Annotated in this window: 11 protein-coding genes and 1 riboswitch; of the genes, 8 read left to right on the top strand and 3 right to left on the bottom strand. The window is 52.0% G+C overall.

The features are described 5' to 3' along the window. Nucleotides 1–3 precede the first annotated feature (3 nt). The gene (gene argE / locus OGX94_RS01110; protein WP_003028848.1) at nt 4–1155 is read right to left on the bottom strand and encodes an acetylornithine deacetylase; all 1152 of its coding nucleotides are present in this window, start codon (nt 1153–1155) and stop codon (nt 4–6) included. Between the two features lie 155 nt (nt 1156–1310). Between argE and argC the strand changes: the two genes are divergently transcribed. The 4 genes from argC (at nt 1311) to oxyR (ending at nt 5828) form a co-directional block, all read left to right on the top strand. Continuing rightward, nucleotides 1311–2315: an N-acetyl-gamma-glutamyl-phosphate reductase gene (gene argC / locus OGX94_RS01105; protein ID WP_003825135.1), complete on the top strand. Its 1005-nt coding sequence runs from the start codon at nt 1311–1313 to the stop codon at nt 2313–2315. A gap of 10 nt (nt 2316–2325) precedes the next feature. Then, on the top strand, nt 2326–3099 hold the full coding sequence (gene argB, locus OGX94_RS01100) for an acetylglutamate kinase (protein WP_003028854.1): 774 nt from the start codon (nt 2326–2328) through the stop codon (nt 3097–3099). Between the two features lie 108 nt (nt 3100–3207). Beyond that, nucleotides 3208–4578, top strand: coding sequence for an argininosuccinate lyase (gene argH / locus OGX94_RS01095; protein ID WP_003825132.1), 1371 nt, complete (start codon nt 3208–3210; stop codon nt 4576–4578). Between the two features lie 332 nt (nt 4579–4910). Further along, entirely contained in the window at nt 4911–5828 is a 918-nt protein-coding gene (oxyR, locus tag OGX94_RS01090; RefSeq protein ID WP_003028858.1) for a DNA-binding transcriptional regulator OxyR, read from the top strand. Here the strand turns inward: oxyR and sthA are convergent. Next, nucleotides 5811–7211: a Si-specific NAD(P)(+) transhydrogenase gene (gene sthA / locus OGX94_RS01085; RefSeq protein WP_003028860.1), complete on the bottom strand. Its 1401-nt coding sequence runs from the start codon at nt 7209–7211 to the stop codon at nt 5811–5813. The two genes, oxyR and sthA, sit on opposite strands and share 18 nt — an antisense overlap. A 191-nt stretch (nt 7212–7402) precedes the next feature. Here sthA and fabR point away from each other — a divergent pair, with 191 nt between their 5' ends. Together fabR and OGX94_RS01075 are read left to right on the top strand one after the other, a co-directional pair. Further along, nucleotides 7403–8038 (top strand): HTH-type transcriptional repressor FabR, encoded by a 636-nt coding sequence (fabR, locus tag OGX94_RS01080; protein WP_003028862.1) that lies wholly within the window; start codon nt 7403–7405, stop codon nt 8036–8038. A 15-nt stretch (nt 8039–8053) separates the two neighbouring features. Beyond that, complete coding sequence (locus tag OGX94_RS01075; protein WP_003825114.1) at nt 8054–8413, top strand: YijD family membrane protein; 360 nt, start codon at nt 8054–8056, stop codon at nt 8411–8413. 82 nt (nt 8414–8495) lie between these two features. Here the strand turns inward: OGX94_RS01075 and trmA are convergent, their stop codons facing one another. Next, on the bottom strand, nt 8496–9596 hold the full coding sequence (gene trmA / locus OGX94_RS01070) for a tRNA (uridine(54)-C5)-methyltransferase TrmA (protein WP_191221959.1): 1101 nt from the start codon (nt 9594–9596) through the stop codon (nt 8496–8498). A 115-nt stretch (nt 9597–9711) separates the two neighbouring features. Next, nucleotides 9712–9898: riboswitch (cobalamin riboswitch) on the top strand. A gap of 65 nt (nt 9899–9963) precedes the next feature. Between trmA and btuB the strand changes: the two genes are divergently transcribed. Then, entirely contained in the window at nt 9964–11820 is a 1857-nt protein-coding gene (gene btuB / locus OGX94_RS01065; RefSeq protein ID WP_003825100.1) for a TonB-dependent vitamin B12 receptor BtuB, read from the top strand. Then, nucleotides 11765–12616, top strand: a complete 852-nt coding sequence (murI, locus tag OGX94_RS01060; protein WP_003847829.1) for a glutamate racemase — start codon at nt 11765–11767, stop codon at nt 12614–12616. Before btuB ends, murI begins: the two co-directional genes overlap by 56 nt. Nucleotides 12617–12708: the final 92 nt, after the last annotated feature.

The following is a 12708-nucleotide window of genomic DNA, read 5'->3' as shown; positions in this document are numbered from 1 at the left end:
TAGTTAATGCCAGCAAAAATGATGCACAACCTGGGTGATTAATTCGCGAGTTGGCTTAATAAAGCGTGTTTCCAGATATTCATCCGGCTGATGCGCCTGATTAATAGAACCTGGACCCAATACCAGCGTCGGGCAAAGCGTCTGGATAAATGGCGCTTCGGTGCAGTAGTTCACCACTTCAGTCTGTGCGCCCAGCAGTTTCTCAACCACCTCCACCAGTTGATGGTCAGGCGGACACTCATAGCCTGGAATCGGCGGATGCAGTTCCGATACGGTCAGGCGACCCGGCCAGCGTTCGCTGACAGGGGCCAGCGCTTCGTTAAGTAACCCATTGAGATCGTTTAGCGTCATACCCGGTAGCGGTCGAATATCCATATGCAGTTCGCAGCAGGCGCAGATTCTGTTGGCGGCGTCGCCGCCGTGGATGTGGCCCAAATTTAACGTTGGATACGGAACGGTAAAGGCATCATGGTGATAGCGCGCTTTCAGGTCATCGCGCAGATGCATGATATGGCCGATGGCATCATGCATCAGTTCAATCGCATTAACGCCACGTGCCGGATCGCTTGAATGACCCGATTGTCCCAGAATGCGTATCGCATTAGAGATATGACCTTTGTGTGCACGAACCGGTTGCAGTGAAGTGGGTTCGCCAATAATCGCGCAGTCTGGGCGCAGAGCAGTGGTTTCAGAAAAGTAGCGAGCTCCCGCCATGCTGGTCTCTTCGTCAGCAGTGGCCAGAATGTAGAGGGGCTTTTTCAGCTTTGTGACGTCGACATCACGCAACGCGTCGAGGATAAAGGCGAAGAAGCCTTTCATGTCCGCCGTACCCAAACCATAGAGCTTATTGTCATGTTCGGTCAGGGTGAACGGATCGCGCGTCCAGCGTCCATCGTCAAAGGGTACGGTATCGGTATGACCCGCCAACAACAGACCACCAGCGCCCTGTCCAATGCTCGCCAGCATATTGAATTTATTTCGTGTATCGGGAACCGGTTGGACCTCCACATTGAAGCCTAAATCTTTAAACCAGCCCGCCAACAGAGTGATTAAACCTGCATTGCTTTGATCGAGCGCTTCTTCGGTAGCGCTAATCGATGGCGTGGCAATCAGAGCGCGGTAAATCTCGATAAATGGCGGTAAATTGTTTTTCATTGTTGACACACCTCGGGTCATGATAGTATCAATATTCATGCAGTATTTGTGAATAAAAATACATTAACGTTGAGCGTAATAAAACCCACCAAGTGTAAGGTGAGGTGATAAAGGCTTATACCTGGCAACAGAATCTAAGAAGGTGAGCAGCCCCGATGTTGAATACGCTGATTGTGGGCGCCAGTGGCTATGCCGGCGCAGAGCTTGTGACCTATGTAAATCGCCATCCTGATATGACCATAACCGCTTTGACCGTCTCAGCGCAAAGCAATGATGCAGGAAAATTAATCTCCGATTTGCATCCGCAGTTGAAAGGCATTGTCGATTTACCGTTGCAGCCAATGTCAGATATCAGCGAGTTTAGCTCAGGGGTGGATGTTGTGTTCCTCGCAACGGCTCATGAGGTAAGTCATGACCTGGCGCCGCAGTTTTTGCAGGCCGGTTGCGTGGTGTTTGACCTCTCTGGCGCGTTTCGCGTAAATGACGGCGCGTTCTATGAGAAATATTATGGTTTTACCCATCAGCATCCCGACCTGCTGGAGCAGGCAGTTTACGGGCTGGCGGAGTGGAACGCGGACAAGCTGAAAGAAGCGAATCTGATTGCTGTGCCGGGTTGTTACCCGACGGCGGCGCAGCTTTCGCTGAAACCACTGATTGACGCCGGACTGTTGGATCTCAGCCAGTGGCCGGTAATTAATGCGACCAGCGGCGTGAGCGGCGCGGGCCGTAAAGCGGCTATCTCTAATAGTTTTTGCGAAGTAAGCCTGCAACCGTATGGCGTGTTTACCCATCGTCATCAGCCGGAAATCGCCACTCATCTGGGGGCTGAAGTGATTTTCACCCCACATCTGGGCAACTTCCCGCGCGGAATTCTGGAAACTATCACTTGCCGCCTTAACGCGGGTGTAACTCATGCTCAGGTAGCTCTGACGCTGCAACAGGCGTATGGCGATAAACCGCTGGTGCGTCTGTATGACAAAGGGGTTCCAGCGCTGAAGAATGTGGTTGGATTACCATTCTGTGATATAGGGTTTGCTGTGCAGGGTGAGCATTTGATCGTTGTGGCGACGGAAGACAACTTATTGAAAGGCGCGGCGGCACAGGCGATGCAGTGCGCAAATATTCGTTTTGGCTTTGCCCAAACGCAGTCTCTTATTTAAGGGTGCAACAATGAATCCATTAATTATCAAGCTGGGCGGCGTTTTACTGGATAGCGAAGAGGCGCTGGAGCGCTTGTTTACCGCACTGGTGAATTACCGTGAGTCGCACCAGCGTCCGCTGGTCATTGTGCACGGTGGCGGCTGCGTGGTCGACGAGCTGATGAAGCAGCTGAATCTGCCGGTGAAAAAGAAAAATGGTCTGCGCGTCACGCCTGCCGATCAAATTGACATTATTACCGGTGCCCTGGCGGGAACGGCGAATAAAACCTTGCTGGCCTGGGCGAAAAAGCATCACATCGCGTCTGTTGGTCTGTATCTTGGCGATGGCGACAGCGTAAAAGTGACGCCGCTCGATAAAGAACTGGGTCATGTTGGGCTGGCGCAGCCGGGTTCGCCTAAACTGATTAACACGCTGCTGGAAAGCGGTTTTCTGCCGGTAGTGAGCTCTATTGGTGTCACTGATGATGGTCTGCTGATGAACGTGAATGCCGATCAGGCTGCAACGGCGCTGGCGGCAACGCTGGGTGCGGATCTGATCCTGCTCTCTGATGTGAGCGGTATTCTGGATGGCAAAGGCCAGCGCATTGCCGAAATGACCGCAGCGAAAGCGGAACAGCTGATTGAACAGGGCATTATTACCGATGGCATGATCGTGAAGGTGAATGCGGCGCTGGATGCCGCGCGTACGCTGGGCCGTCCGGTGGATATCGCCTCCTGGCGTCATGCAGAGCAACTTCCGGCGCTGTTTAACGGCACGCCAATTGGTACGCGTATTCTGGCTTAACTATTAATGTGCCGGATGGCGGCTTCGCCTTATCCGGCCTACGTGGGTTTTGTAGGCTCGGTAAGCGCAGCGCCACCGGGCAAAAATATCATATTAAGGAAATTTGTTATGGCACTTTGGGGTGGGCGTTTTACACAGGCAGCAGATCAGCGGTTCAAACAGTTCAACGACTCGTTGCGTTTTGACTACCGCCTGGCAGAACAGGATATTGTTGGCTCTGTGGCCTGGTCCAAAGCGTTGGTAACAGTCGGTGTACTGACCGCAGATGAACAGCTGCAGTTGGAAGAGGCGCTGAATAACCTGCTGGAAGAGGTTCGTGCGAATCCTCAGCAGATTTTGCAAAGCGATGCCGAAGATATTCACAGTTGGGTGGAAGGTAAGCTGATTGATAAAGTCGGCCAGCTTGGTAAAAAACTGCATACCGGGCGTAGCCGTAATGACCAGGTCGCGACCGATCTCAAGCTGTGGTGCAAAGACACGGTTATCGAATTACTGTCGGCCAATCGTCAGTTGCAAACTGCGCTGGTGGTGACGGCGGAGAATAACCAGGACGCCGTCATGCCGGGTTACACCCACCTGCAACGTGCGCAGCCGGTGACGTTTGCTCACTGGTGTCTGGCCTATGTTGAAATGTTGGCGCGTGACGAGAGCCGTTTGCAGGATGCGCTCAAACGCCTGGACGTCAGTCCGTTAGGCTGCGGCGCGCTGGCGGGTACGGCGTATGAAATCGATCGCGAGCAGTTGGCGGGTTGGTTGGGCTTTGCCTCGGCAACGCGCAACAGCCTGGACAGCGTTTCTGACCGTGACCACGTGCTGGAGTTACTCTCCGACGCCTCTATCGGCATGGTACACCTGTCGCGTTTTGCTGAAGATCTGATTTTCTTTAACACCGGTGAAGCGGGCTTTGTTGAACTCTCCGACCGTGTGACTTCCGGTTCATCTCTGATGCCGCAGAAGAAAAACCCGGATGCGCTGGAGCTGATCCGTGGCAAATGCGGTCGCGTGCAGGGTGCGCTGACCGGCATGATGATGACTTTAAAAGGCCTCCCACTGGCATACAACAAAGATATGCAGGAAGACAAAGAAGGGCTATTCGACGCGCTCGACACCTGGCTGGACTGTCTGCATATGGCCGCGCTGGTGCTGGATGGCATCCAGGTGAAACGTCCGCGTTGTCAGGAAGCGGCGCAGCAGGGTTATGCTAACGCCACTGAGCTGGCGGATTATCTGGTGGCGAAAGGCGTCCCGTTCCGCGAAGCGCACCATATCGTGGGGGAAACGGTGGTCGAGGCGATTCGCCAGGGCAAACCGCTGGAAGCGCTGTCGCTTGCCGACTTACAAAAGTTCAGCCAGGTGATTGGCGATGACGTTTACCCGATCCTCTCGTTGCAATCGTGTCTGGATAAACGTGCAGCGAAAGGTGGCGTGTCGCCGCAGCAGGTTGCGCAGGCGATCGACTTCGCGAAGGCACGCCTGTAGGTCGGATAAGGCGAAGCCGCCATCCGGCACTGTGCGCCGTTCTGCCTGATGGCGCTACGCTTATCAGGCCTACCAAACCATAACCCGGCCGAGCTTTGCGACGCCGGGCTTTTTTATGCAAAAAAAATGCGGACTCAAGGTCCGCAAAAGTTCACGTTGGCTTTAGTTATTTCGAGTATGAGAGAAACTCTCAAACGGACAGTAGCTTCAAGGGTTAAAGGGGTACCGTTCCGTTTCTGTGGTGCATTATTAAACAGAAAGCTTGATAGGGATAATCGTTCGTTGCTATGCTACCTATCGCTACGAACTATCGTGGCGATGGAGGATGAATAATGAATATTCGTGATCTTGAATACCTGGTGGCACTAGCCGAACATCGTCACTTCCGACGAGCGGCAGACTCCTGTCACGTTAGCCAACCCACGCTGAGCGGGCAGATCCGCAAGCTGGAAGATGAGCTTGGCGTCATGTTGCTGGAGCGTACGAGTCGCAAGGTGCTGTTCACCCAGGCAGGTCTACTGCTGGTGGATCAGGCGCGCACCGTGCTGCGCGAGGTCAAAGTGCTCAAGGAGATGGCAAGCCAACAGGGTGAGACAATGTCTGGCCCGCTGCATATTGGTTTGATCCCAACGGTGGGGCCATACCTGCTGCCGCATATTATCCCTATGTTGCACCAGACCTTTCCAAAACTGGAAATGTATCTTCATGAGGCGCAGACGCATCAGCTGTTGGCGCAACTGGATAGCGGTAAGCTCGACTGCGTCATCCTGGCGCTGGTGAAAGAGAGTGAGGCGTTCATCGAAGTACCATTATTTGATGAGCCTATGCTGCTGGCGATCTATGAAGATCACCCATGGGCAAACCGCGACTGTGTGCCGATGTCCGATCTGGCGGGTGAGAAATTGCTAATGCTGGAGGATGGCCACTGTCTGCGCGATCAGGCGATGGGCTTCTGCTTTGAAGCGGGCGCTGATGAGGATACTCATTTCCGGGCAACCAGCCTGGAAACGCTGCGCAACATGGTGGCGGCAGGCAGCGGTATTACCTTACTGCCTGCGCTGGCCGTGCCGCCGGAGCGTAAGCGTGATGGCGTTGTCTATCTGCCCTGCATCAAGCCTGAACCGCGTCGCACGATTGGTCTGGTGTATCGTCCAGGCTCGCCGCTGCGCAGCCGTTATGAACAGCTTGCAGAGGCCATCCGTGGGTCAATGGATGGCCATTTCGACAGTGCGTTAAAACAGGCGGTTTAAGCCATTTAGCGCCGCTACCCGATAGGCTTCTGCCATGGTTGGGTAGTTAAAGGTGGTGTTAACGAAGTACTCGATAGTGTTACCACCACCTTTTTGCTCCATTATCGCTTGTCCGATGTGAATAATTTCGGCCGCGCGCTCCCCAAAGCAGTGGATCCCCAAAATCTCTTTGGTTTCGCGATGGAACAGGATCTTCAGCGTTCCGACACTCATACCCACGATTTGTGCACGTGCCAGATGCTTAAACTGGGCGCGGCCAACCTCGTATGGAACTTTCATTGCCGTGAGCTGCTGTTCTGTTTTACCAACGGAGCTGATTTCCGGAATGGTATAAATCCCGGTTGGGATATCTTCGATCAGATGCGCGGTTGCTTCGCCTTTTACCAGTGCCTGGGCGGCAATGCGTCCCTGGTCGTAGGCCGCTGATGCCAGGCTCGGATAACCGATCACATCCCCTACGGCATACACGTGCGGCAGCGCCGTCTGGTACATGCTGTTGACCTTCAACTGTCCGCGGCTGTCGGTTTTCAGACCAATATTTTCCAGCGCCAGCGAATCGGTATTACCGGTACGGCCATTGGCGTACAACAGGCAGTCAGCCTTCAGTTTCTTACCGGATTTCAGGTGCATGATGACGCCGTCATCGCAGCCTTCAATCTTCTCGTACTCTTCGTTGTGGCGAATGACCACACCGCTGTTCCAGAAGTGGTAAGAGAGCGAGTCGGACATCTCCTGATCGAGGAATGCCAGTAGACGATCGCGGGTGTTGATTAAATCAACTTTGACGTCCATTCCACGGAAGATCGACGCATATTCACAGCCAATGACCCCCGCGCCATAAATCAGCACATGACGGGGTTCGTGGTGCAGGCTCAGGATAGAGTCACTGTCGTAAACCCGGGGATGCGAAAAGTCGACATCAACAGGGCGATAAGGACGCGAACCGCAGGCAATAACAAACTTATCCGCAGTCAGCGTTTCCACCGTACCGTCGTGACATTCCAGGGCAATCGTGTGTTCATCAACAAAACGGGCATTTCCCTGCAAAATTTCGCAGTGGTTGCGTTCGTAAAATCCTTGCCGCATACGTGTTTGCTGATTAATAACGTTATCAGCGTGGTTGAGAATATCGGCGAAAGAAGAACGAAGGAGTCGGGAGTGGTCGCTGTACAGTGGGTTCTGATTGAATTCAATAATGCGGCTGACGGCGTGGCGGAGAGCTTTCGACGGGATGGTGCCCCAGTGGGTACAACCTCCGCCGACGTTATGATAGCGCTCAATTACCGCGACGCGCGCTCCTTGCTTAACCAGACCCATTGCCGCGCCTTCGCCGCCGGGACCGGAACCTATTACTATTGCATCGTAATCGTAAGAATGTGACATGGTCAGGCTTACCTGTTCTTATACATAAAAGCAACAGAATAGTAACATCGTTGTTGAGATAACCCAATTATCGTTGTGCTTTTTTGCGAACTCGAAGCACAAACTGCGCGTAAACAATCATTCACAAAGCCATGCCAACCGCCTAATCTCTGGTATAGTGCCAGCAAGGTATGTGGAAGGATTCAGACATCGTGATGGGCGTTAGAGCGCAACAAAAAGAAAAAACCCGGCGTTCGCTGGTAGAAGCCGCATTTAGTCAACTGAGCGCTGAGCGCAGTTTTGCCAGTCTCAGTTTACGCGAAGTTGCTCGTGAAGCGGGCATTGCGCCAACCTCGTTTTATCGCCATTTCCGCGATGTGGATGAACTCGGCCTGACGATGGTGGACGAAAGCGGTCTGATGCTGCGTCAGTTGATGCGCCAGGCGCGCCAGCGTATCGCGAAGGGCGGGAGTGTGATCCGCACCTCGGTCTCAACATTTATGGAGTTCATCGGCAACAATCCCAACGCCTTCCGTTTATTATTGCGCGAGCGTTCGGGGACATCCGCAGCGTTTCGTGCAGCGGTCGCTCGTGAAATTCAGCACTTCATTGCGGAACTTGCGGACTATCTGGAACTCGAAAACCATATGCCTCGTGCGTTTACTGAAGCGCAAGCCGAAGCCATGGTAACCATTGTGTTCAGCGCCGGGGCAGAAGCACTGGATGTTGGCGCTGAACAGCGCCGACAGCTGGAAGAGCGGCTGGTATTGCAACTACGCATGATCGCGAAAGGCGCATTTTATTGGTACCGCCGTGAACAAGAGAAGATGACGCACCACTCCGAGTAACGAGAAGGACAAGCAATGAAACAGTCAGGTCAAGATAAAGGTACGCTGCTGCTGGCGCTGGTTGCTGGCTTATCGATCAATGGTACATTTGCGGCGCTGTTTAGCTCCATTGTGCCATTCTCCGTATTCCCGATCATTTCGCTGGTGCTGACGGTGTATTGTCTGCATCAACGCTATCAGAACCGCACCATGCCTGTGGGATTGCCGGGCCTGGCTGCCGCCTGCTTTATCCTCGGCGTTCTGTTGTACAGCACCGTGGTACGCGCTGAATATCCGGATATTGGCTCTAACTTCTTCCCGGCGGTACTGTCTGTAATTCTGGTGTTCTGGATCGGCTTTAAAGTCCGTAACCGTAAACAGGAAATTGCGGAGTAACAGTTGTAGCGGTAGGCCGGATAAGGCAACGCCGCTATCCGGCAATCTGAACAGGTAGCGCTTATCCAGCCTACGTTCTGTCTTACTTCTTGGTTAACAGTACGCCGCACTCCATATGGTGCGTATACGGGAACTGATCGAATAGCGCCAGACGTGAAACATTGTGCGTCTGGCTTAACGTTTCCAGATTCTTACACAGCGTCTCCGGATTGCAGGAGATGTACAGAATGCGCGGATACGCCTGCACCATTTTCTCCGTTTCGCTGTCCAGACCGCTGCGCGGTGGGTCAACGAAGATAGTTTCACACTGGTAACTCTTCAGATCGATTCCCTGCAAACGGTTGAACTCGCGAACGCCGTTCATCGCCTGAGTAAATTCTTCGGCCGCCATGCGGATAATTTGTACGTTATCAATATGGTTAGCCGCAATGTTGTACTGTGCAGCAGCCACGGACGGCTTGGCGATTTCCGTCGCCAGTACGCGGTTGAAGTTTTGTGCCAGGGCTAACGAGAAATTGCCATTGCCGCAATACAGCTCCAGCAGGTCGCCTTTTGAGCATCTGGTGACATCAATCGCCCACTCCAACATCTGAATATTCATGGCGGCGTTCGGCTGGGTGAAGCTGTTCTCAACCTGGCGATAGATAATCTCTTTACCCGCAACCGGCAAGCGTTCGTCAATGTAGTCCTGATCCAGCTCGATTTTGGTTTTGGTTGCCCGGCCAATCAGATGTACGTTCAGGTTTTTCGCCCGCAGCGCATCCCGCAGCGCTTCAGCTTCCTGACGCCATTCATCATCCAGCTTTTTATGGTACAGCATCGATACCACCGCCTGATCGCTCAGGGTTGTGAGGTAATCAATCTGAAACAGTTTGTGACGCAGGACGTGGTTGTTGCGAACGCCTTCGATCATTGCCGTCATCAGCGTGTTGATAAGCTCACTGGCTGCCGGGAAGCTGTCGACACGGATACGGTTTTTGGTCTGGCTGTCGAACATGATGTGGTACAGATCATCACCTTCATGCCACAAACGGAATTCCGCGCGCATACGGTAGTGGCTGACCGGTGAGCGAAACACTTCCGGAGCCTGTGCATAAAATGGCGTCATTAAGCTCTGCAGACGCACCACTTTTTCAGCTAACTGTGCGTCGTACTGTTCTGTCGGAAGGTGTTCGGGGGTCATGATGCGTCCTGAAAAATAAAAGTACGCGGGGATTGTAGGGATTGCTCATCAGATGTCCAGTCATTGATGATTTCCGATATTGTGATACGCAGTCTGGACAGTGGGTTGTAACAAACTGTAGCATCCGTTTTCCGGTCCTGTGAGTTAAAAGGGAATCCAGTGTGAATCTGGAGCTGACGCGCAGCGGTAAGGAAGGTAGGGGATGAGCGCACCTGGTGCAGACACTGCGGCATGCCGTGGGAAGTTATCGTCTCTTTAAGTTGCCTCCAAGCCCGAAGACCTGCCGGCTAACGTCGCATCTGGCTTTCATCATCGCGTACTATCGGTGGGACCTGCGGCATCCTTCTTATATTGTGGATGCTTTACAATGATTAAAAAATCGTTGCTGTGCACGGCACTTTCCGTCACGGCATTTTCTGGTTGGGCACAGGATACTAGCCCAGATACTCTCGTCGTTACTGCCAACCGTTTTCAGCAGCCTGTTAATACCGTGCTGGCACCTACTGAAATTGTGACACGCGAAGATATCGATCGTTGGCAATCAAAAGATCTGACTGATGTGATGCGTCGTCTGCCTGGTGTGGATGTTGCGCAAAATGGGGGGATGGGACAATCCAGTAATATCTATATCCGTGGTGCAGAAGCGCGCCATACTTTAGTTTTAATTGATGGTATTCCTTTGGCAAAGTCGGGAATTACAGGTATTGCCGATTTTAGTCAAATCCCCCTCTCTTTGATTCAACGTATTGAAATGATTCGTGGCCCGCGCTCGGCAGTCTATGGTGCGGATGCAATTGGCGGTGTTATCAATATCATTACCCAGAATACGCAACCCGGCGGTAAAGTTCAGGTTGGGGTGGGTTCTAATCATTACCAGCAATACGATGCGAGTCTGCGTCAGGAGCTTGGCGAAGATACACTGGCGACGATTGCTGGCTCTTTCACTGATACAAAAGGCTACAACGTTCAACCCGATTCTTCATATTCGGGAGATAGTGACCGTGATGGCTTCCGTAATAAGACATTTTGGGCTGGAGTGACCCACAAATTTACTGACGAATTATCCGCTTTTGTTCGTGGTTATGGTTATAGCAACAATACGGACTATGATGCAGGCTATAAAGATGGGGGTGATGAGCACCAGGTTTACAACCACACCTATGAAACAGGACTTGCATGGAATAATGATTTTTACTCCACACAACTTACTGGTAGTTATCAGAAATATAAAGACTATAACTATTCCAGTACGCAAGGCTTGTATCAAGCAGGGACCACACTTGATGATATGACGCAGAAAAACGTCCAGTGGGGCAACAGCTTCATAGTAGGGAAAGGAACGGTTAGTGCGGGTATTGACTGGCAACAACAAAAACTGACATCAGTTGATACGTATAACTCTAATGATTATAAGCGTGATAACACCGGTTATTATCTGACTGCGCAACAAAAGGTGGATACGGTAACTCTTGAAGGCGCGCTACGTGGAGATGATAACGAACAATTTGGTTGGAATGGCACCTGGCAAACAGCAGTAGGCTGGGAATTTGTACCTGATTACCAAGTAACAATTTCCTATGGCACAGGATTCCAGGCGCCTACACTGGGACAAATGTATGGCCAAAGCCGTTTGTATATTACCCCTAACCCTAATTTGGAAGCCGAGAAATCAGGTCAATTTGAAGTCGGATTACAAGGGTTGACAGGACCGGTTAACTGGCGGCTTGCGGCATACCAGAACAAAATTAAAAATCTGATTGATTATTACTCCCCAGATAACGGTATGACAGGGGTGTACTACAATACCCAGTCAGCAACGATTAAAGGTGTAGAGTTAACAGGAGACTTTGATACTGGGCCAGTGACGCATCGTATTAGCATGGGTTATCTTGACCCGCGTCGGGATTCTGATAATGAAGTCTTGGCTCATCGTTCCCGTCAGCAATACAAATACCAACTGGATTGGACGATGCTCGGCTTTGATATGGATTTGTCCTATCAATATTATGGCAAGAGTTACAATAATAACTCGAATCAGTTTTCCAGCACACAGCGTCGTATGCCGTCGTATAGCCTGTTAGATATCTCTGCCTCATATCCAATCACCTCACAGCTGACAGTTCGTGGTAAAATCGCCAACCTGTTCGATAAAGATTACGAGACAGTTTATGGCTACGCAACTGCAGGACGGGAATACACCTTGTCTGGCAGCTACACCTTCTGATCCCCGTCCCACCGTGCTGGTGTTTGATTCCGGCGTCGGTGGGTTGTCGGTCTATGACGAGATCCGGCGTCTTCTGCCGGATCTCCACTATATCTACGCTTTCGACAACGTCGCCTTTCCTTATGGAGAGAAGAGCGAGGAGTTTATCGTCGAGCGTGTTGTTGAGATTGTGACTGCGGTCCAGCAGCGCTATCCCCTCTCTCTTGCGGTCATCGCGTGTAATACAGCAAGCACGGTGTCGCTCCCTGCGTTACGTGAGAAATTTGCTTTCCCGGTTGTGGGCGTGGTGCCTGCGATTAAACCGGCAGCGCGACTCACGGCGAACGGTGTTGTGGGGCTACTGGCTACACGTGCAACGGTGAAGCGCTCGTATACCCATGAGCTGATTGCGCGATTCGCTAACGAATGCCAAATTGCAATGTTGGGTTCTGCTGAGCTGGTGGAACTTGCGGAAGCGAAGCTACACGGTGAAACAGTTTCTCTGGAAGAGCTGCGGCGTATTCTGCGTCCGTGGCTGCGGATGTCTGAACCACCTGACACTGTAGTGCTCGGCTGCACTCATTTCCCTCTATTACAGGAAGAGCTTTTACAGGTCCTGCCCGAGGGGACGAGACTGGTGGATTCTGGTGCCGCGATAGCGCGCCGCACGGCCTGGTTGTTAGAGCATGAAGCACCAGATGCGAAATCAACCGATGAGAACGTCGCATTTTGTATGGCAATGACGACAGAAGCTGAACAATTATTGCCTGTGCTACAGCGCTATGGCTTTAAAACGCTCGAAAAACTGTCAGTTTAAGTGGTTTTGATGAAAAAATACGCACTCGGAAGATTATTTTAAATTTCCCCTTGTCAGCCTGAAATAACTCCCTATAATGCGCCTCCACTGAC

The sequence above is a fragment of the Citrobacter sp. Cpo037 genome (assembly GCF_030332945.1).
In the GTDB taxonomy this organism is placed as follows: Bacteria; Pseudomonadota; Gammaproteobacteria; order Enterobacterales; family Enterobacteriaceae; genus Citrobacter; species Citrobacter portucalensis.
Note: the sequence above shows the minus strand (reverse complement) of the source record. Positions and strands in the feature narration are given on the sequence as shown.

Excerpts from the sequence above, each read along its gene's own strand:
- argH (WP_003825132.1), top strand. The coding sequence starts at position 3,208 with ATGGCACTTTGGGGTGGGCGTTTTACACAGGCAGCAGATCAGCGGTTC.
- trmA (WP_191221959.1), bottom strand. The coding sequence starts at position 9,596 with ATGACCCCCGAACACCTTCCGACAGAACAGTACGACGCACAGTTAGCT.
- OGX94_RS01075 (WP_003825114.1), top strand. The coding sequence starts at position 8,054 with ATGAAACAGTCAGGTCAAGATAAAGGTACGCTGCTGCTGGCGCTGGTT.
- oxyR (WP_003028858.1), top strand. The coding sequence starts at position 4,911 with ATGAATATTCGTGATCTTGAATACCTGGTGGCACTAGCCGAACATCGT.
- murI (WP_003847829.1), top strand. The coding sequence starts at position 11,765 with ATGGCTACGCAACTGCAGGACGGGAATACACCTTGTCTGGCAGCTACA.
- argE (WP_003028848.1), bottom strand. The coding sequence starts at position 1,155 with ATGAAAAACAATTTACCGCCATTTATCGAGATTTACCGCGCTCTGATT.
- argC (WP_003825135.1), top strand. The coding sequence starts at position 1,311 with ATGTTGAATACGCTGATTGTGGGCGCCAGTGGCTATGCCGGCGCAGAG.
- argB (WP_003028854.1), top strand. The coding sequence starts at position 2,326 with ATGAATCCATTAATTATCAAGCTGGGCGGCGTTTTACTGGATAGCGAA.
- btuB (WP_003825100.1), top strand. The coding sequence starts at position 9,964 with ATGATTAAAAAATCGTTGCTGTGCACGGCACTTTCCGTCACGGCATTT.
- sthA (WP_003028860.1), bottom strand. The coding sequence starts at position 7,211 with ATGTCACATTCTTACGATTACGATGCAATAGTAATAGGTTCCGGTCCC.